Annotated in this window: 19 protein-coding genes; 7 read left to right on the top strand and 12 right to left on the bottom strand. The window is 59.0% G+C overall.

What is annotated here, in order from left to right; genetic code table 11:
- The first annotated feature begins 41 nt into the window (after positions 1-41).
- Positions 42-449, top strand: coding sequence for an SMI1/KNR4 family protein (locus QYE47_RS00870; RefSeq protein WP_003253266.1), 408 nt, complete (start codon positions 42-44; stop codon positions 447-449).
- A 158-nt stretch (positions 450-607) separates the two neighbouring features.
- Here the strand turns inward: QYE47_RS00870 and QYE47_RS00865 are convergent, their stop codons facing one another.
- Positions 608-2,368 (bottom strand): cation:proton antiporter, encoded by a 1,761-nt coding sequence (locus tag QYE47_RS00865; RefSeq protein ID WP_014589168.1) that lies wholly within the window; start codon positions 2,366-2,368, stop codon positions 608-610.
- A 339-nt stretch (positions 2,369-2,707) separates the two neighbouring features.
- On the opposite strand from QYE47_RS00865, the gene QYE47_RS00860 reads away from it, so the two are divergent.
- Positions 2,708-3,193, top strand: a complete 486-nt coding sequence (locus tag QYE47_RS00860; RefSeq protein ID WP_003253263.1) for an acyl-CoA thioesterase — start codon at positions 2,708-2,710, stop codon at positions 3,191-3,193.
- Here the strand turns inward: QYE47_RS00860 and pdxY are convergent.
- Positions 3,190-4,062 (bottom strand): pyridoxal kinase PdxY, encoded by an 873-nt coding sequence (gene pdxY, locus QYE47_RS00855; protein ID WP_014589169.1) that lies wholly within the window; start codon positions 4,060-4,062, stop codon positions 3,190-3,192. The genes QYE47_RS00860 and pdxY overlap by 4 nt on opposite strands.
- 120 nt (positions 4,063-4,182) lie before the next feature.
- Between pdxY and QYE47_RS00850 the strand changes: the two genes are divergently transcribed.
- A complete protein-coding gene (locus tag QYE47_RS00850; RefSeq protein WP_003253259.1) occupies positions 4,183-4,575 on the top strand; it encodes a DUF3301 domain-containing protein in 393 nt (130 codons plus the stop codon).
- Here QYE47_RS00850 and QYE47_RS00845 read toward each other — a convergent pair whose 3' ends face one another.
- The 3 genes from QYE47_RS00845 to zigA are packed head-to-tail and all read right to left on the bottom strand — an operon-like array spanning position 4,576 to position 7,419.
- Positions 4,576-5,547 (bottom strand): GTP-binding protein, encoded by a 972-nt coding sequence (locus QYE47_RS00845; RefSeq protein ID WP_070384457.1) that lies wholly within the window; start codon positions 5,545-5,547, stop codon positions 4,576-4,578.
- A gap of 40 nt (positions 5,548-5,587) precedes the next feature.
- The gene (locus tag QYE47_RS00840; protein WP_014589171.1) at positions 5,588-6,214 is read right to left on the bottom strand and encodes a DUF1826 domain-containing protein; all 627 of its coding nucleotides are present in this window, start codon (positions 6,212-6,214) and stop codon (positions 5,588-5,590) included.
- Positions 6,211-7,419: a zinc metallochaperone GTPase ZigA gene (zigA, locus tag QYE47_RS00835; RefSeq protein WP_041166809.1), complete on the bottom strand. Its 1,209-nt coding sequence runs from the start codon at positions 7,417-7,419 to the stop codon at positions 6,211-6,213. Before zigA ends, QYE47_RS00840 begins: the two co-directional genes overlap by 4 nt.
- Before the next feature lie 113 nt (positions 7,420-7,532).
- On the opposite strand from zigA, the gene QYE47_RS00830 reads away from it, so the two are divergent.
- A complete protein-coding gene (locus tag QYE47_RS00830; RefSeq protein ID WP_019437631.1) occupies positions 7,533-7,913 on the top strand; it encodes a hypothetical protein in 381 nt (126 codons plus the stop codon).
- Positions 7,914-8,181: 268 nt separating this feature from the next.
- Here the strand turns inward: QYE47_RS00830 and QYE47_RS00825 are convergent, their stop codons facing one another.
- Positions 8,182-8,709 (bottom strand): DUF3617 domain-containing protein, encoded by a 528-nt coding sequence (locus QYE47_RS00825; protein WP_003253248.1) that lies wholly within the window; start codon positions 8,707-8,709, stop codon positions 8,182-8,184.
- 132 nt (positions 8,710-8,841) lie between these two features.
- Here QYE47_RS00825 and cls point away from each other — a divergent pair, with 132 nt between their 5' ends.
- Entirely contained in the window at positions 8,842-10,281 is a 1,440-nt protein-coding gene (gene cls / locus QYE47_RS00820; protein ID WP_014589175.1) for a cardiolipin synthase, read from the top strand.
- A gap of 82 nt (positions 10,282-10,363) precedes the next feature.
- Here cls and cfaB read toward each other — a convergent pair whose 3' ends face one another.
- On the bottom strand, positions 10,364-11,548 hold the full coding sequence (cfaB, locus tag QYE47_RS00815) for a C17 cyclopropane fatty acid synthase CfaB (RefSeq protein WP_014589176.1): 1,185 nt from the start codon (positions 11,546-11,548) through the stop codon (positions 10,364-10,366).
- A gap of 207 nt (positions 11,549-11,755) precedes the next feature.
- Here cfaB and lpdA point away from each other — a divergent pair, with 207 nt between their 5' ends.
- A complete protein-coding gene (gene lpdA, locus QYE47_RS00810; RefSeq protein WP_014589177.1) occupies positions 11,756-13,156 on the top strand; it encodes a dihydrolipoyl dehydrogenase in 1,401 nt (466 codons plus the stop codon).
- A gap of 70 nt (positions 13,157-13,226) precedes the next feature.
- Here lpdA and QYE47_RS00805 read toward each other — a convergent pair whose 3' ends face one another.
- The 4 genes from QYE47_RS00805 to QYE47_RS00790 all read right to left on the bottom strand — a co-directional run bounded on the left by QYE47_RS00805 (position 13,227) and on the right by QYE47_RS00790 (position 17,216).
- A complete protein-coding gene (locus QYE47_RS00805) occupies positions 13,227-14,234 on the bottom strand; it encodes a transketolase family protein (protein WP_014589178.1) in 1,008 nt (335 codons plus the stop codon).
- The gene (locus QYE47_RS00800; RefSeq protein ID WP_014589179.1) at positions 14,231-15,079 is read right to left on the bottom strand and encodes a transketolase; all 849 of its coding nucleotides are present in this window, start codon (positions 15,077-15,079) and stop codon (positions 14,231-14,233) included. Before QYE47_RS00800 ends, QYE47_RS00805 begins: the two co-directional genes overlap by 4 nt.
- 18 nt (positions 15,080-15,097) lie before the next feature.
- Positions 15,098-16,399: an MFS transporter gene (locus tag QYE47_RS00795; RefSeq protein ID WP_014589180.1), complete on the bottom strand. Its 1,302-nt coding sequence runs from the start codon at positions 16,397-16,399 to the stop codon at positions 15,098-15,100.
- A 67-nt stretch (positions 16,400-16,466) separates the two neighbouring features.
- Positions 16,467-17,216, bottom strand: a complete 750-nt coding sequence (locus tag QYE47_RS00790) for an SDR family NAD(P)-dependent oxidoreductase (protein ID WP_014589181.1) — start codon at positions 17,214-17,216, stop codon at positions 16,467-16,469.
- Between the two features lie 194 nt (positions 17,217-17,410).
- On the opposite strand from QYE47_RS00790, the gene QYE47_RS00785 reads away from it, so the two are divergent.
- On the top strand, positions 17,411-18,328 hold the full coding sequence (locus QYE47_RS00785; RefSeq protein WP_029380745.1) for a LysR substrate-binding domain-containing protein: 918 nt from the start codon (positions 17,411-17,413) through the stop codon (positions 18,326-18,328).
- Positions 18,329-18,486: 158 nt separating this feature from the next.
- Here the strand turns inward: QYE47_RS00785 and QYE47_RS00780 are convergent, their stop codons facing one another.
- Positions 18,487-19,524 carry an AraC family transcriptional regulator gene (locus QYE47_RS00780; RefSeq protein ID WP_014589183.1) on the bottom strand — a complete coding sequence of 346 codons (1,038 nt, stop codon included), beginning with the start codon at positions 19,522-19,524 and terminating at the stop codon, positions 18,487-18,489.
- Positions 19,525-19,557 lie beyond the last annotated feature (33 nt).

Here is a 19,557-nt window from a genome sequence, read left to right as displayed (position 1 = left end):
ATAAGGCGCAGCGTTGTCATCTAGGTTAGAGGAAGTGAACCGTGGAAGAAGTGATCGAACAACTCCGTGAAGCGAATGAGCCGGTACCGGTGCCCCTGGAGCTTCCCGACGAAGACCAGCTGGTAGAGATCGAAGAACAGCTGTTCATCAATATTCCATTCGTGTTCAAAGAGTTTCTGCTGACCGTAAGTGATGTGGTTTATGGCTCTCTTGAGCCTGTTACTGTCACTGATCCGCAGTCGCACACCTACCTGCCAGATGTGGCCTCCAACGCCTGGGATGCCGGCGTACCGCGTGACCTGATTCCGCTGTGCCAGGACGGCGACAATTACTATTGCGTCGAAGAGGACGGCACCGTGGTGCTGTGGGATGCCGAAGAGGAAATTGTCGGCGAAGACAGTTGGGAATCGGTGTGGCACTGGGCGCGAGATGTTTGGCTGGAGAGCTGATCGCTAGCACCTATAGAGAAGCTCGCGATCTGAGTCAGTAACAATGACATCTGAGCGCCTCAAGGTCGTTAAAATCGCCAGGCCTTCTGCGCCTGGCGACATCGCTATAGCCCCATATCTTCGGGCGGACGGGATACCTTGCCCAGGGCGTAACCCCCTCAGTGCGAGTTCTCGCGACTGTTCTCCAGCGTCTCCAGCAACGCGATCTGCATGCGCGTGTGCACGCGGATAAACCAGCGCCACAACAACGCCACCACCACCGCAGCTACCACGGCAATCACCAGCAGCAATTCGCTGGTGGGCAGAATGCTGGCGGACAATGCCGACAGCAGCAGGAAAATCACCAGCAGCGACAACAGCGGGATCACTTCGGCGATCACACGGCGCACGCGCTGGGTATGTCGCCCGGCCATTTCCGGCTTCACGCCCATCTCTGCCAGCAGCATCGAGAGTGCTTTTAGCTTGCGGTACGCGGCGATCAGGAATGGCAGTGACAGCAACAAAGCTGCCCCCCAAATGACGGCCTTCTGCTGGCTGACATCGCTGACCCACTCGCTGAGCCAATTGCCGATACGCCCTGCAAAATAACCGCCACTGAAGAAGATGGCGATCACCAGCGCCAGGTTCACCCCCACCTGCAACAGGATGCGCCGGATCATCGCCGCCAGCATGGCACTCTCGCCCTGCGGCTGGATGTTGCGTAACCACTCGCCATACAACGACAACACGCGTGCGAGGCGGGCGGGCACCACATTGCCCAGTTTCTGCGACAACGGGTCAGCCGCGCGGATCAGATAGGGTGTCAGCAACGTAGTGATTGCCGATACCGCCACCGCCACCGGGTAAAGGAAGTCGCTGGTCACCTGCAGGGTCATGCCCAGCGCGGCAATGATGAAGGAGAACTCGCCAATCTGCGAAAGCCCCATGCCTACGCGCAAAGACGTCCGCCCGTCATTGCCGGCAATGAACGCCCCCATGCCGCAAGACAGCATTTTGCCCAGCACCACCGCCAGGGTGATGACAACGATAGGCCAGGCATAGTCGATCAGTACCTGAGGGTCGATCATCAGGCCGATGGCGACGAAGAAGATGGCACTGAACAGGTCGCGTACAGGCTCGATCAGGCGTTCGATCTTCAGCAACTGGCGTGATTCGGCCATGATCGCGCCAATCAGGAAAGCGCCTAGCACCATGCTGTACTCCAGCTTCACAACCAGCAGGCAGAAGCCGAAACACAGGCCCAGAACAGTGATCAGCAACATTTCGTTGCTTTCGAACTTGGCGACATAGGCCAGTAACCGCGGCACCAGCAAAATACCGATGACCAAGGCGACGATCATGAACAGCGACAGCTTGCCGACAGTGGAGAACACTTCGCCCGAGCTGACCGTGCCGCTGACCGCAATGCCCGACAGCAGGGCAATGATTCCGATACCCAGAATGTCCTCGACGATCAGCACGCCGAAGATCAGCTGGGCAAAGCGCTCGTTCTTCATCTTCAAGTCGTTGAGCGCCTTGACGATGATGGTGGTGGAGGAAATGGCCAGGATGGCGCCCAGGAACAGTGAATCCATGGTGCTCCAGCCAAACCAGCGGCCAATCTCGAAGCCGATCCAGATCATCAGGACGATTTCCAGGAACGCTGCGATGAACGCCGTGGCACCGACCTTGAACAGCTTGCGCAGGCTGAACTCGAGCCCCAGACAGAACATGAGGAATATCACGCCCAGTTCAGCGAGGATCTTGATGGTTTCTTCGTCATGAATAAGGCCGAACGGGGGAGTATGTGGGCCAATGATGAAGCCGGCGACAATGTAGCCCAGCACCACCGGCTGCTTTAGGCGGTGAAAAAGAATGGTGACGACGCCAGCGATCAGCATGATGACTGCCAGGTCCTGGATGAAGCTGATGGCATGCATGGCGTGATACTCCTTATCTCGTCTTTTTTGGGATGCCTGGTCAGACCGCTCCTGCCGAGGCAAACCTGAGCGAGCAGCAAGTACATACTGCATTGAATGCAGCAACGCCCATGTTGCATGGGCGTACTCAGGTTAACATCGCACCCCGCCGCTAAAAGTCGGTGCAATATGCAGAAACAGATCGGCTGGAAAAGCGCTCGTGATGGCATGATCAGCGTGACGACAGCGCGCCGGCCAACGTCCCGTATCAGCAAGGCAAATTCAAAGAGGGGAACAGAAGTGTCAGCAGATAGCGCCCTCCATTCGCCCGATTCAGCGCAACCTCACCGTGAGCACACTATGGAACCTGGAAACGCCCAGCTGAGCATGACCGTCCTGATGACCCCGGACATGGCCAACTTTTCTGGCAACGTACATGGCGGCACCCTGCTCAAGTACCTCGACGAAGTGGCTTATGCATGCGCCAGCCGTTACGCCGGCAGTTATGTGGTGACCCTGTCGGTCGACCAGGTGATCTTCCGTGAACCCGTGCACGTGGGTGAACTGGTGACCTTCCTTGCGTCGGTCAACTACACCGGCAACACTTCGATGGAAGTTGGCATCAAAGTCGTGACCGAGAACATTCGCGAGCGCTCGGTGCGCCATTCCAACAGCTGCTTCTTCACCATGGTCGCGGTCGACGACAACCGCCGCCCGGTACCGGTGCCACCACGCCAGCCGCACAGCAGCGAAGAAAAGCGCCGCTTCCTGCAGGGCCAGCAGCGCCGGCAGATCCGCCAGGAGCTGGAAAAGCGCTACCAGGACCTGAAAACCGACGCCATTTAAAGCGCGAGCAACTGCGCTTCGAAGCGCACCCGTGGGTGCGCAATACGGTCCTGGGCCCGTACCAGCTGCAATTCGTAGCTGGCGCAGGCCTGGGTTTCCAGCAGCACTTCATGCACTGCCGCAGCCGTGAATTCGAATGCCTGCACCCAGCTGTCGCCAAGCAGCACACGCGCCAGGAACAGGCCTGAGGTCAGGTCACCCACCCCCACCGGCTGACGCGGAAACGCCAACAGTGGGCGGCGCAAGTGCCAGCTTTGCTCGGCGGTCACCAGCAACATTTCGAACTGTTCTTCGGCCCGCCCGGGGTACGCCAGATGCTTGACCAGTACAACCTGCGGACCACGCTCCAGCAGGCTGCGCGCCATGTTCACGCAATCCTCCAGCGACTGGGCGCGCCGCCCACTGAAGCTGTCCAGCTCCAACTGGTTGGGGCACAGGATGTCCGCTGTGGCTGCAGCCTCGTCAAGCAGGAACTCACTGACTTCGGGCGGCACGATGCAGCCCTTTTCCGGGTGCCCCATGACCGGGTCGCACAGGTATAACGCTTTTGGGTTTACCGCCTTGATCCGCTCGACACCGGCCAGGATCGCTCGCCCTTGTTCGGCACTGCCCAGATAGCCGGAAAGCACTGCATCGCAGTGGCCCAGCTCGCCGATGTTGGAAATGCCTTCCACCAACGCAGGAATTTGCGCTGGGGCAAGCACTTCACCCGCCCACTGGCCATACTGTGTGTGATTGGAGAACTGCACGGTATTGAGGGGCCAGGCATTGACCCCGATACGCTGCATGGGGAATACCGCGGCGCTGTTGCCGGCGTGGCCGAACACCACGTGGGACTGAATGGCGAGCAGGTGCGGGGTACGTTTCATGCGGGAGGTTTCCAAAGCTGTTTCTAGGATTGTGCGCAGCGCAGTATGAACTCGATTGCTACCTGTACGACAGGCCAGGAACGCAGTTAAGCTGGATCTACCTGTTTGGAGCATATGCAAATGTTGACCCTGGAGAACCTCTTCGTCCTGATGCTGGTAGCCACGGCAGGCGCCTGGTTGTGGCACAACCATGGGTTGCGTGAAAAGGCCCTGGAACGGGTCAAACAGCATTGCGCCAAACTCGACCTGGAGTTGCTTGACGATGCCGTAGCGCTCAAGCGCATCGCCTTTGTCCGGGATGCCAATGGCCGCAAGCGCCTGGCACGCGTCTATGCCTTCGAATTCACCGTCACGGGTGAGCAACGTCACCCCGGCACCGCAACCCAGTTCGGCGCCCACAGCGTGCAGATTGAACTGGCGCCCTACCCGTTCGAAATCAAGACCCCACCGCGCGCTGACAACGTCATAGAGATGCAGCAATGGCGCCAGGAGCACAACCGCTGGCGCAACTGATCAACTGACGCGACATTCATCCAACCCGGCTTGCAATGCGGGTTGCGGTTGCGGCTGATCGAAAATCAGCTCGATACGCGTGTCCTTGCGCCAGTCGCTGGGCTGCCAAGCGGGCATATCCCCATTCAGCCCATTGAATGACCACCAGCCCTCCATGCTGTGGATAACTCCTTTGGCCCGTCGCCATGGCCAAGCACACAAGAAAGCCTTTAGCCGCTGTGGATAAAACTGTTGGCCAGGATGCCACCGCCAGCCAATACTCCATCCGCCCTCCCCCTGCTGGACAAGGCAAATGGGTAGACTGGGGTCAGCCCACAGTGCTGCTGGTGCGATTCCAGGATTGTCGACAATCCTGTTTTTCAAGAATGGGCTGTCAACAATCTGTGGCGATACAGTCGGGAGGCCGGACAAAGGCAACTGCCCCTGCACGGTCCACATGATTCTCTTTTCTTTAAATTGATTACTTATCAACAACTTATGTATTTCATCCACAGCCTCTGACTTATTGAAAACCACGCTTTCAGAGGCGTTGAAAGCCTGCTGTTGAGCCTCTGGAAGTGGCTCGTTTCGAGCCATGGCCTGGGCATCCACAACCATCAGGAGTGGCTGAATTGTCAGCACTCCAACCCAAGGCGCTTGTTGCAACTGAGCCAGCAGCTGCAACGGATGGCCCAGGCCGGAAGGTTCGATAAACAGCCGGTCAGGCCGCGATTTGCGTAGCAGTCTTCCCAGGCCCACCTGGAACGGCATGCCATTGACGCAGCACAGGCAGCCGCCTGCGACCTCGCCGATGGCGATGCCGTCTTCGTCACGGCTGAGTATGGCTGCATCCAGGCCGACAAGGCCGAACTCGTTGATCAATACCGCCCAGCGCTCGTTGGCGGGGCGCTGGGCCAGCAAGTGACGGATCAAAGTGGTCTTGCCAGCACCCAGCGGGCCAGCAATTACATGGGTGGGAATGTTCTGCAACATGGCGTGGCTTCAGGCGGCGGTGATGCCCCACTATGCGCTGTCAGGCCAGCCAGTCAAGGCTGAGCAGCAAACGCCCCTGCTGTGCCGAAGGCGACCGATGAACCAGGCCTGCACCTTCATTACCCTGCCATTTTTCACCTTTGAGTATCGCCACCTCACCGGCTTGCAGCTGTTGGATGTTATCCACAGACGGCTGAGCTGTGTGTAACTCACCACGACCGCTAACCCGCTCTTGCAACCATTCGCTACCTGGGCCGACATAGGTGGTGAGCAGGCGCAACGGTACGTTATCCACATGGAAGCGCGGGCACATCGGACTGTCCAGAACGCGCAAGCGCAAACCTACACGTCGTGCGCCAACCAGACAGGTATAAGCCGCCACTAACCAGGTCACATCAGCAACGAACGCTTCATATCCATGCAGATCCGCCGCTTCACGCAGCAGATCTGGCAATACCGGCTTCTGTTCCTCGTCCACATCAATTACCCGCTGATCAGCCAAGGGCTGGCCAAGGCTGAGCACCAATGCGGCAAAGTCCTCCAGTTGTGCCGGCAAGCGCCGCCGCCATACGGCCAGGTTCACGCCATCCTGCAGCACTTCGGCCAGCACCTGAGGCGTCTCGCCAAACACTTGAAAGATATCCACAGGTCGGTGCGCCAGGTTCATGCTGCCGCTTCCTCATGCCATGGGCCAAATGGGTCAGGTAAACGCAACCAGCCCATGTGTCCCAAGCCCATTTCTTTATCCGTCAACAGGCATGCATCAAGGGCTGTGGATAATTTTTCGACGTCGATATTCTGCCCAATAAACACCAATTCCTGGCGGCAGTCACCGGTCTCAGCGGTCCAGTGTTTCAAGATCGCGTTCGTGTTATCCACATCTTGTGGCCACTGCTCGCGTGGCACGAAGCGCCACCAGCGGCCAGCCAGACCATGGCGCATCATGCCGCCCGCTTGCGACCAGCTGCCAGCTTCCTGATATTTGCTGGCCAACCAGAAAAACCCTTTGGAACGCAGCAGCCTTCCGTTTTCCCAGTTCTTGTGGATAAAGTCGTAAAAGCGCTGTGGATGAAGCGGGCGTCGGGCCTGCCAGGTCATGGCCGCGATACCGTACTCTTCTGTTTCTGGTACATGTTCACCGCGCAGCTCCTGCAGCCAGCCTGGTGCCTGGGCGGCCTGATCGAAGTCGAACAGTCCGGTGTCGAGAATACGTGCCAACGGCACTTGGCCCATGACCATGGGTACGATCTGCGCTCGGGCATTGAGGCTGCGCAAAATAGCGATGAGTTCTTCGCGCTCATGTTGGCTGATCAGGTCGATCTTGCTCAGCAGCAGCACATCTGCGAACTCGACCTGCTCGATCAGCAAATCACTGATCGACCGCTCGTCTTCTTCGCCCAACGTTTCACCACGGCTGGCCAGGCTGTCTGCTGCTTGATAGTCGCGCAGGAAGTTCAAGCCATCGACCACGGTGACCATGGTGTCCAGTCGCGCCATATCGGACAGACTGCGACCCAGCTCGTCACGGAAAGTGAAGGTCTCAGCCACTGGCAGTGGCTCAGAGATACCGGTGGATTCGATCAATAAATAATCGAAACGTCCCTCTTCGGCCAGCCGTGCAACCTCCTCAAGCAGGTCTTCGCGCAACGTGCAGCAAATGCAGCCGTTGCTCATCTCGACCAGTTTCTCTTCAGCGCGGTTGAGGCTGACATTGCGCTGCACCTCACTGGCATCGATGTTGATTTCACTCATATCGTTGACGATTACCGCCACCCGCAGTTTGTCGCGGTTGCGCAGCACATGGTTGAGCAGCGTGCTCTTGCCGGCGCCCAAAAAGCCGGACAGCACGGTGACGGGAAGACGATTGGACATGGCGAACCCCTTCAGGCAGACGCATTCGAAACGATGCATTGCACAATGTTATAAAGTAACAATACAATTTCGCCAAGTGGTTCTCGACGGACGAGTGCTCACAGGGGATGAAAATGAATCTGCCACGCGTCATGGCATTGCTGGTGCTCACCATGCCTGCCTCGCTATTAGCCATGCCGCAAAACAGTGCATTGGCCCTTTGTACGCGAAGCGCGACGCTACTCGCTTGCCAAGACGGCAAAGGCAACTACTACAGCGTGCGCACCGAAGGCAGCACGTTCTACCTTCGCGGCTATGACTTCAGCAGCCGCCGACTATGGGCACAAACCAACAGCCGCTATGGCACGTTGACTTTTTTTTCCGGCCTGGCCAGCAATGGTGAGGCCTGGGTGGGATACAGCCGCCGAGTAGGCTGGACCACCTTGAACCGCGTATCGAGTTCCAGCGGGGAGCGCTTCAAGCTGCATTGCAGTTTGATCGAGGGCTGCCGTTGATGCCTCCTTTGTTTTGAAGGTTTTTCCTCTGCTGCCTATTTGCACATCAGCTTCGAGCGCTTGCTGAAAACGCCTGCCTTGATCAGCCGTTCTCAGGACGAAAAGCTATGCCGTAACCGCGTCGAGGCAATGGTTGAAAATGAAATGTTCCACGTGGAACTATTCGTTTCCCTACCGACTTCTGGAACTGGCCATGCTCGGCTGCTCTAACGGCAACAGAGACTGCATGCCCACGACGCGGTTGCCACCAGGCAGTGGCAATGGGACTTCAGCTGCGCGGTTTGACCGTCCCGCAGTCATTGCCTAGCCACACCGCACGCGTGTTCATGCTGCCTTGCTGCTGCACACCCGAAGCGTTGAACGTGCCACTGACCTGGGTGGTGAATTCCCGATCACTGAGAAATGTAGCCTGGCCACTACCCTGTGCCTTCGGGCAGCTGAACTGGAATTTCCACACGTTACCGGTACGGTCGGTAATCTTCTGAGTGCAGCCCGATTTCGGGTCCTGCAGCGGAATGTCATTCGTTGCCACCTGTTCTGGTGTCAGGCACGAACGCACACCCTTGCCACCTACACTTACCCCTTGTTTGGCCAATACCCCTTCCATCATTGCGCGCTGCTCTGGCGGCAGGTTCTTCAACTGGCCAAGCATGAATTCCATGTCGGGTAGAGGCTTGCCATCGACCTGCATGTTGCTGGTGGTCAGCTCCCACAACCCCGGTTGCAGCATCTGGGCTTGCACCAGCGGACTGCTCATGCCTAGGGCCAACGCCAACAGTGGCAGACGAATCTTCATGGACGAACGCTCCTGGAAAAAAGCCGGTCAAACGGGCCGGACTGAGCCTTAGACGCCAAATCCGTCTGCGGGTTGCAGGCGGACCGGGAACGTGTTCTGTTACCTCAAGTGTACTCGGCAAGCAGGATGCATATGGATTACCACAGCCCCTACTTCTTTGGTTACCTACTCGGCCTGATCCATCTGCTGGGTATTGTCGCCGCACTGCATGCGCTGTTCACCGTGCGAACAGCTCAGGGCGCCATTGCGTGGGCGATGCCCTTGCTCTTCATCCCCTACCTCACCTTGATCCCCTACCTGATCTTCGGCGCCCGCTCGTTCTATGCCTACATCAAGGCTCGGCGCCAGGCCAACCAGGAAATGCACGTGGCCATGGCCAACCTCAACTGGCGGCCCTGGGTTGAAGAAGCCCTTACCGCCCGCGAGTCCGAAAGCTACACAGCCTTGCGCGCCATGCCCAAGCTGGGTCGCATGCCATGCCTGGCAAATAACCAGGTGAAACTGCTGATCAATGGCAAGGCCACCTTCGATGCCATCTTCGCAGCCATCGAAAAAGCACGCGATGTGGTACTGGTGCAATTCTTCATTATTCATGACGACACCCTAGGCAAGGCACTGCAGCAACTCTTGCTACGCAAAGCCGCCGAAGGCGTGCAGGTGTTCGTGCTGTACGACCGTGTCGGCAGCCACGCCTTGCCGGCCAGCTACAGCCAGATGCTGCGTGACGGCGGCGTGCAGATCCATGCATTCGCCACCCGTCGCGGCTGGTTCAACCGCTTCCAGGTGAACTTTCGCAACCATCGCAAGATTGTGGTGGTGGATGGCTTGCTCGGCTTCATCGGCGGTCACAATGTGGGCGACGAGTACCTGGGTGAACATCCACAGCTTTCCCCCTGGCGTGACACCCACGTACAGATCAGCGGGCCGGTACTGGCCTGCCTGCAAGAGTCGTTCGCCGAGGACTGGTATTGGGCCACGCGCCAGCTACCGCCGCTGATCCTGCCCGATACGTACCCGGATAACGGCGTGCTGTGTCAGGCCTTGGCCAGCGGCCCGGCAGACCCACAAGAAACCTGTTCGCTGTTCTTCCTTGAGGCGATTCATTCGGCCACCCGCAGGGTGTGGATCACGAGCCCCTACTTCATCCCTGACGAGGCCGTATTCGCCGCCTTGCGGCTGGCGGTACTACGAGGAGTCGATGTGCGGGTGCTGATCCCGTCACGGCCGGACCACCGCATCGTCTACGCCGCCTCCAGCCTGTTTGCCTTCGAAGCGGTGCGCGCGGGGGTACGGATGTTCCGTTACCAACCCGGGTTTCTGCATCAGAAGGTGGTGCTGGTGGATGATGACGTCAGCGCGATTGGGAGTGCCAACCTGGACAACCGCTCGTTCCGCCTGAACTTCGAGATTACCCTGCTGACAGTCGATCGCGGGTTCGCCGACCAAGTCGAGCACATGCTCCAGGAAGACTTCGAACACGCGCGGGAAATTACTGCAGAAGACACCCAAGATACCCATCGACTGCAGCAATTGGGGATGCGAATTGCGCGGCTGATATCGCCGATTCTTTAGGGTGAGCACACCCGTTGAAAGCGGCCTTTCGCGATAAAGGCCACTCCTCCAGAGCCACATCGGGGCTGTGACACTCGCGATTTCAGCGATACAGGTCTTCCCGCGTCCAGGGCAGGTCATGATGCCCGTCGGCGTATGGCTTCACTGCCAATATCTGGTGCAGGTTGATCCAGCCCTTCTGAAAGGCGTAGGCACACCCGGCCAAGTACAAACGCCAGATCCGCAGGGTCTTCTCAGGCACCAGCGCTGCAGCCTTGTGCAACTGGTTCTCCAGGTTCTCGCTCCAGTGGTGCAAGGTTTTGGCGTAGTGCAGGCGCAGGCTCTCCACGTCCACCACCTCAAGCCCGGCTTCACAGATACTGGCGCTGATCATCGACAGGTGCGGCAGTTCGCCGTGGGGGAATACATAGCGATCGATGAACTCACCGGCCCCGCGCCCGACTGGTCGGCCATCGACGTGCTTGGCAGTGATGCCGTGGTTCATCACCACTCCCCCTTCCCTCACCGCCCCGAACAGCTTCTGGCAGTACAGCGCCAGGTTGGCATGCCCGACATGCTCGAACATACCCACGCTGACAACCTTGTCGAAGCGACCATCCTGAGGCAGATCGCGGTAATCGAGAATCTGCAGGTCAACCTTGTCGGCAAGCCCTTCCGCTTGCACACGCTTGCGGCCGAGCTTCAATTGCTCCTTGCTCAGGGTAATGCCGAACACCTTGGCGCCATATTCACGGGCAGCGAACCGCGCCAGCCCGCCCCAGCCACAGCCAACATCGAGCAGGTAGTCACCGGCATCCAGACGCAGCTTGCGGCACAGGTGGTCAAACTTGTCCTGCTGCGCCTGGTCGAGCGTATTGTCCGGCTCACGGAAGTAGGCGCAAGAATAGGCCATGTCCTGGTCCAGCCAAAGCTGGTAGAACGCGTTAGACACGTCATAGTGGTAGGAGATTGCCTTGGCGTCAGTGCTCTTGTCATGAGACACACGTGGCGGCGGCGTTTCATCCTCATCCGCCAGCAGCGCTTCGCTCAGCTCGTCGCACACGCGGATGGCCTCACCGATATCGCCTTCCAGCTCCAGCTTGCCTTCGACGAATGCGGTGCCCAGTTGGTCCATGCTTGGGTGGGTCAACTGGCTGATCAGCTGCGGTTCCTTCACCAGAATGGTGACCTGAGGACTAGGTCCAAGATCAAACTGGTTACCGTCCCACAGCTTCAGCCTCAGCGGCAGATGCAAGCTCTGCAATGCAGGTGGAAGTTGAGCAAGCATGAATCACCCCTCCTGTCCGTAATTGGCCACGACGCCTAATATTTCGAACGTCACCGGATCAGAGTAGTTCATCTGTAGGATGTTTCCTCTAAGCAAGACCTTGGTCTAGAACCAACTGATCTTATCCATGCAGCAGATTGTATACAATCTTTCCGTCTCAGCTTAACCTTGTGCCCTCTCGCGCTTCTACATCCTGGAGTTGAACCCATGAAATCCTATGACGTGGTGATCATCGGCGGTGGCCCTGGCGGCTACAACGCAGCCATCCGTGCTGGCCAGTTGGGCCTGAGCGTTGCCTGCGTGGAAGGCCGCTCGACCTTGGGCGGTACCTGCCTGAACGTCGGCTGCATGCCATCCAAGGCGCTGCTGCATGCTTCGGAGCTTTACGAAGCTGCCAGCGGTGACGAGTTCGCCCACCTCGGTATCGAAGTAAAGCCCACCCTCAACCTCGCCCAGATGATGAAACAGAAGGATGAGAGCGTGACAGGCCTGACCAAGGGCATCGAATACCTGTTTCGCAAGAACAAGGTCGAGTGGATCAAAGGCTGGGGCCGCCTGGACGGCATCGGCAAGGTCGTGGTCAAGGCCGAAGACGGTAGCGAAACCGCGTTGCAGGCCAAGGACATCGTCATTGCCACCGGCTCTGAGCCCACCCCTCTGCCAGGTGTGACCGTCGACAACCAGCGCATCATTGACTCGACCGGCGCGCTGTCGCTGCCGCAAGTGCCCAAGCACCTGGTCGTCATCGGTGCTGGCGTGATCGGTCTTGAGCTGGGTTCGGTCTGGCGCCGCCTGGGTAGCCAGGTCACTGTCATCGAATACCTGGATCGCATCTGCCCAGGCACTGACACGGAAACGGCCAAGACCCTGCAGAAGGCGCTCGCCAAGCAAGGCATGGTGTTCAAGCTGGGCAGCAAAGTGACTCAGGCTACCGCAGGTGCCGATGGCGTCAGCCTGACGCTGGAGCCTGCCGCAGGGGGTACCGCAGAATCGCTGCAAGCCGATTACGTGCTGGTGGCTATCGGCCGTCGCCCTTATACCAAAGGGCTTAACCTGGAAAGCGTGGGCCTGGAAGCCGACAAGCGCGGCATGCTCGGCAACGAGCACCACCGTACCTCAGTGCCGGGTGTCTGGGTGATTGGCGACGTCACTTCGGGCCCAATGCTGGCGCACAAGGCGGAAGACGAAGCGGTGGCCTGTATCGAACGCATCGCCGGCAAGCCCCACGAGGTCAACTACAACCTCATCCCTGGCGTGATCTATACCCGCCCGGAGATGGCCACCGTGGGCAAGACTGAAGAGCAGCTCAAGGCCGAAGGGCGTGCCTACAAGGTTGGCAAGTTTCCCTTCACCGCCAACAGCCGTGCCAAGATCAATCACGAGACCGAAGGCTTCGCCAAGGTCATCGCCGATGCCGAAACCGATGAAGTACTAGGTGTGCACCTGGTGGGCCCAAGCGTCAGCGAGATGATTGGTGAGTTCTGCGTGGCTATGGAGTTCTCGGCCTCGGCAGAAGATATCGCCCTCACCTGCCACCCGCACCCGACGCGCTCCGAGGCCCTGCGCCAGGCGGCGATGAATGTGGATGGCATGGCCATGCAAATCTGACGAGCCCCATTCGCTGCGTCGGGGATAGAGCCGCCTTTAATTCCGGCTGGCTCTATCTCCAGGTATCAAGTCACAGCCAAGCCTTGATCTGCGCGCTCACTGCGTCGGTGGAGATACCGTAGCGGTCATGCAGCGTCGGCAGAGCGCCGGCATCGAGGAAGGCATCGGGCAAGGCGACCTGGCGGAATGTCGGCGTTACTCCGTTGCGCAGCAGCAGGCCCGCCACCGCCTCGCCGAGGCCGCCGATGATCGAATGGTTTTCGGCGGTGACCACCAGCCGTCCAGACTTTCGTGCCTCAGCCAGAATCGTCTGTTCGTCCAGTGGCTTGATGGTGGGTACGTGTAGTACTGCCACATCGACGCCATCCTTCTGCAAATGCGCTGCGGCCTCTAGCGAGCGCATGGTCATCAGACCGGTGGAGATGATCAGCACGTCCTTTCCGGTGCGCAGGGTCTTGGCCTTGCCGATCTCGAACTTGTAGCCATATTCGTCCAATACCAGCGGCACGTTGCCGCGCAGCAGGCGCATGTACACCGGTCCCTGATGGGCGGCGATGGCGGGCACCGCCTGCTCGATCTCCAGAGCGTCGCATGGGTCGACGATCATCAGGTTCGGCATGGCGCGGAAGATTGCCAGATCATCCGTTGCCTGGTGGCTGGGGCCGTAACCGGTGGTCAAGCCCGGCAACCCGCAGACGATCTTGACGTTGAGGTTCTCCTCGGCGATGGCCATGCAGATAAAATCATAGGCCCTACGCGAAGCGAATACCGCGTACGTGGTGGCGAACGGCACGCAGCCTTCGCGTGCCATGCCAGCGGCTGCACTCATCAGCAATTGCTCGGCCATGCCCATCTGATAGAAACGTTCCGGGTGCGCCTTCGCGAAAATGTGCAGGTCGGTGTACTTGGACAGGTCCGCCGACAGGCCGACGATGTCCGAACGCTGTTCGGCCAGTGCCGCCAACGCATGACCGAACGGCGCTGAGCGGGTGGCCTGGCCCTCGGCAGCGATCGAAGCGATCATGGCCGAGGTTGTCAGGCGCTTCTTGCCGGTTTCGGTGGTGTTTACGCGGCTCATACGATTCTCCCGACCTGAAGGTTTTGCAATGCCAGATCCCACTCGTTTTCATCGACGCGGATGAAGTGGGTTTTTTCACGTGACTCGAGAAAGTCCACACCCTTGCCCATCTTGGTATCGCAGATGATGACCCGCGGCTGTGCACCTTGATGGTTGCGTGCGGCGTCGAACGCGGCGACCAGGGCCCCGATGTCGTTGCCGTCCACGCGCTGGGTAAACCAGCCAAACGCCTGCCAACGATCAACGATGGGCTCGAATGCCAGCACTTCGCTGGAGTAGCCGTCGGCTTGCTGGTTGTTGACGTCGATGATTGCGATGAGGTTGTTCAGTTTCCAATGTGAGGCCGACATCGCGGCTTCCCAGGTTGATCCTTCGTTCAATTCGCCGTCCGAGAGCAGGTTGTAGACAAACGAATCCGATTTCTTGCGTTTCAGGCCCAGGCAGGCACCGACCGCTATGCCCAAGCCGTGGCCGAGCGACCCCCCGGTTATTTCCATGCCCGGCGTGTAGGCGGCCATGCCCGACATCGGCAGGCGGCTGTCGTCCGAACCATAGGTTTCCAGTTCCTCCAGGGGGATCACGCCGGCTTCGATCAGCGCTGCATACAGGGCGATGGCGTAGTGACCGATGGACAGGTAAAAGCGGTCGCGTTGCTCCCATTCGGGGTTGTGGGGCTGATAGCGCAGCGCATGGAAGTACGACACGGCCAGCAAGTCAGCGGCGCCGAGGGCCTGGCCGACATAACCCTGGCCCTGGACCTGCCCCATGCGCAGGGCATGGCGGCGAATGTTGTACGCGCGTTCGGCGAGCGCCGAGAGCGAAGTGTCGGGTGCGTTGACAGTCATGGTGACTACTCCAGCGAGTTAACGATTGACCGATGCGGCGGGAATGCGCAGGACCAGCGTGGCCCCCGCGAGCAGCACTGCGGTGATCAGGTACATGCCGATGGCACTGGAACCGGTGGAAGTGGTGATCCAGCCGATCAGGTAAGGCGAGCAGAACCCGGCAAGGTTGGCGAAACTGTTGATACCAGCGATACCTGCTGCGGCTGACACGCCGCCGAGCAGCGTAGTGGGCAGCATCCAGAACAGTGAGGAAGCCGAGAGCACGCCAGCTGCTGCAAGGCACAGGCTGAGTACCGACAGCAGCAGGTTGCCGCCCAGCAGTGCCGCCAGCGTCAGGCCGATGGCGCCTGCGATCATCGGGACAACCAGATGCCAGCGACGTTCGCGATGCTTGTCGCCACTACGGCCCATCAGCAGCATGGCGACGATGGCGCACATGTAAGGCAGGCTGGTCAGCATGCCGATATGCAGTGGGTCCGATACCCCGGCATTGCGGATCAGGGTCGGCAGCCAAAAGGTAATCGCGTACTGGCCCATGACTACACAGAAGTAGATGCAGGCCAGCAGCCATAGGCGGCGATCGCGGATGAATTCCCGAGGTGAGGCATGAGTGACCTTGTGGGCGTTGTCCTCGGCGAGCTCCTTGGTAACCAGTTCCTTTTCTTCATCGGTCAGCCAGGTGGCCTGATGCACGCCATCTTTGAGATAGGTCAGTACCAACAACCCGACGATGACGGTTGGAATTGCCTCGATGACGAACATCCATTGCCAGCCCGCCCAGCCATGAAAACCTGCGAACTGATTCATGATCCAACCTGACAGTGGGCCGCCAATCATCCCCGACAATGGAATCGCGACGAACCAAAGCACGGTCATCTTTGCGCGACGGTAGGACGGGAACCAGTAGGTCAGGTACAACAACAGGCCAGGAGCCAGACCCGCTTCAGCGATGCCAAGCAGAAAACGCAGGGCATAAAACTGCCAGGCGGTTTCAACGAAGGCAAAGAGGGCGGAAATGATCCCCCAGGAAATCATGATCCGGGCGATCCAGCGGCGTGCGCCGACCCTGTGCAGGATCAGATTGCTGGGCACTTCGCAGAGAAAGTAGCCAATGAAGAACATGCCGGCGCCCAGGCCGTAAACGGCCTCGCTTAGGGCCAGGTCGCTCATCATCTGCAACTTGGCGAAGCCCACGTTTACCCGGTCCAGATAGGCACACAGGTAGCACAGCATCAGGAACGGCATCAGTCGCCAGGCAGTCTTGCGGTATGCGTTGGAGCGCACGGCCGAAACCGCGTCCAATGACAGGGTGGTAATCATGATGGTCTGATCTCTTGTTTTTATCGATTCAGAACAGCGTCAGCCGCACGGGCTGACGCAATGTGCATCAGTGAATGAGCATGCCGCCGTTTACATCCAGGGTGATTCCGGTCAGGTAGGTCGACAGATCGCTGGCCAGAAACAATGCCGCGTTAGCGACGTCTTGCGCTTCGCCCAGACGACCCAGTGGAATACCGTCGATGATTGCGTGGCGACGATCGTCCTGCATCAAACCGCCAGTGATGTCCGTGTGAATCAGACCCGGGGCGATGGCGTTCACGCGCACGTTATCCGGCCCCAGCTCTCGTGCCATGGCCTTGGCCAGGCCCAGTACCCCCGCTTTCGCTGCGCTGTAGTGCGGGCCACCGAAGATGCCGCCGCCACGCTGTGCCGATACCGAGGACATGCAGACAATGCTGCCCGAACGTTGCTCGCGCATCAGGGGAATGACGGCCTGAGACATCAGCAGAGTGCCGCGCAGGCTGACGTCGAGCACCTTGTCGTAGTCGCTGTGCTTGATGTCCAGGGTCTTGAGGGGTTGGGTGATGCCAGCGTTGTTGACCAGCACGTCGATGCGGCCATAGTGCTCGATGATCTGTGCAACGGCCTGGTTTACCTGTGCCTGATCGGCGACGTTGGCCGCTAGGCCGAGATGTCCTTCGCCAAGAGACGCTGCGGCATCGCGGGCAGCGGCTTCATCCAGGTCGAGGATCACCACGCGGGCACCTTGAGCAGCGAATGTGGCCGCAGTTGCCCGGCCGATCCCGCGTGCCGATGCGGCGCCAGTGATGATTGCGACTTTGCCTTGAAGAAGCATGGGTGTGACCTCTGATTGTTTTTATAGGTCGATTCAGCGGAATCGATGGGCCTACTTTGGTCTCGGCCCAGGCCCTGAGCAATAACGCAAAAATCATTGGGTGCTGAAAAAAATTCAGCACTCGTCACCCTGATTGCTAAATGATTGAATGAAGGTCCCCAATAAAAATATGCGCTGCGAGCGAAGTGACTGATATGCGATCTGTTGACGATACCGCGCCGGCCCTTCCACCCCTGAGAGCGATTCAGGCCTTTGAGCAAACTGCTCGCTTCGGTAATGTTGCGCGCGCTGCGGAAGTGCTAGACCTCACCCCTTCGGCTGTCAGTCATCAATTGGCCAAGCTCGAAGCAATGATTGGTCGACAACTGTTCTTTCGCGCGGCGCGTGGCGTCAGCCTCACCCCCGTTGGCGAGCAGTATCTGAAAGACGTTTCCGGCATTCTGCACAGTCTTTCCGTCGCCACAGAACGGGCCAGCAGCGACGTCAGCCTCGATTGCCTGCGTTTGCATTCGTCACCGAGTTTCGGCCTGCTGTGGCTAATGCCAAGGCTGGAGGCATTTCGGATGGCGCACCCGGATATCCAGATCAACTTGTCGTGCTCTTATGAATCTCTGCATTTCAGTCGAGACAAGATTGACGTAGACATTCGCCATGGCGAACCCAATTGGCCTAGCTACGAGGTGCGCACTTTAGGCAATGAGGCATTTGCCGTGCTGGCCTCACCGAAACTGCTGGCCCGGCATAGGATCGACGACGCGTCGGATCTACTGCGTCGGGACTTGATTCTCTCCGAGGCCACATTGTTGAAATGGCCGGCCTGGTTCGCTCGACACGGTCTCGCCCGCCCGGAAAAGCCCTACGCGTTGAGTTTCGATCGTTCCTACATGTCCCTGGAGGCCGCCAGTCACGGGCTGGGTTTTGCACTCGAAAGCACGTTATTAGCGCAGAAGTACCTTGCGTCCGGAACACTGGTGGAAGTCGTACCACACATCTTCAGCGCGCCTGTGGCGGCCCATCATCTGGTGTTTCCGAAAGCGCATTCCGGGTTCGAACGGGTCAGGCGTTTCTTGGCGTGGATGGAGAGGGAGCTCGGGCATGGCTTCGTGTTTTAGGAATGCTGATGATCGCGTGCATGTTGCTGTGACCAGAGTTCGGAATGGCGGATCGCAACGGTCCAGAGCCTACGAGCGTAGAGCTTCCAGCAAGGCCTGGCTGATAGGTTGGTTATCGCTGCTTGGCGATTGGACTGAGCCTGCCCCCGAAGCGTTCTCTAATTCCATGGACTCCCCGCCCAGTAACTCTCCGAGTTGAGTTGCCTCGCCTCATGGGGCGATCTTCCACTCCATTCCTTGAAGGCGCGAGTGAAAGCGCTGTGCTCCGAATAGCCCAACAGCATGGCGATATCCACGATTTGCAGGCGTGGATCGCGCAGGTACGACAACGCTAGTTCGTGGCGGACCAAGTTCAGCTCATAGCGAAAGCTGGTGCCGGCTTCTTGTAGACGGCGCTGTAGCGTGCGTGACGAGGTGCCCAGCTGGGGGCTTATTCGCTCTATGCTCGGCTCACCTTCGCGCAGAGCATGGGTGATGGTCTTACGCAGCTGTTCCACGAATTCATCCTGCTGTGGCAACTGGGCCAGCAGACGATCCGCATGTTGTTCCAACAGGGAGACCAGCGCCGGGTCGGGGCTCTTGAAGGGCAGTTCGAGCAGTTGCGCGGAGAAACGCAGTACCGCCTCGGCCTGGCCGAAGCGTACCGGACAGCCGAAGAAGGCTTCATACGGACTGGTATCGAGGGGGCTGGGATGATTGAAATCGATTCGTAACGGGTTGGCCGTGCCGCGCACTAGGGCACGGCAGAACTGCACTATGGCAACCATACCGGTTTCGTTCACCAAGGGTCCGGGCTGGTACTGGCTGACATCCCAGACCAGTTCGAACCAGCCGTCGCCGTCGCGGCGAGTCATGGGAATGACGTCGTACACCAGGCGAATGTAGCGCTCCAGGCGTTGCATAGCCGTACCGAAATTACCACAGGCCAGCAGCACCGAACCGAGCACACCGATATGCCGGGCGCTGATGGTTTGACCGACGTGCAGGCCCAGCAGCGGGTCGTCCAGTGCCTGCGCCGCCGTCAGCAGCAGGCGATCCCAGCATTCCACATCAACGCCGCCGACACCCTCCTGGGCAGGTGTGGGCCAGGGCTGGCCAAGCACCGACTCAGGCTCATGACCGAGCGCCTCCAGGTATTCATAGAGCAGTTGCACGTAGGTCTCGGGCACCACGCGCCTATACAAAGGCTGGCTCATCGGGCCTCTTTGGGTCAGTTGGCCTTTTGTTGT

The organism is Pseudomonas sp. 2,4-D (assembly GCF_030418155.1).
Taxonomy (GTDB): domain Bacteria; phylum Pseudomonadota; class Gammaproteobacteria; order Pseudomonadales; family Pseudomonadaceae; genus Aquipseudomonas; species Aquipseudomonas alloputida.
The sequence above is the reverse complement of the archived record's forward strand: the minus strand, read 5'-3'. Positions and strand labels throughout refer to the sequence as shown.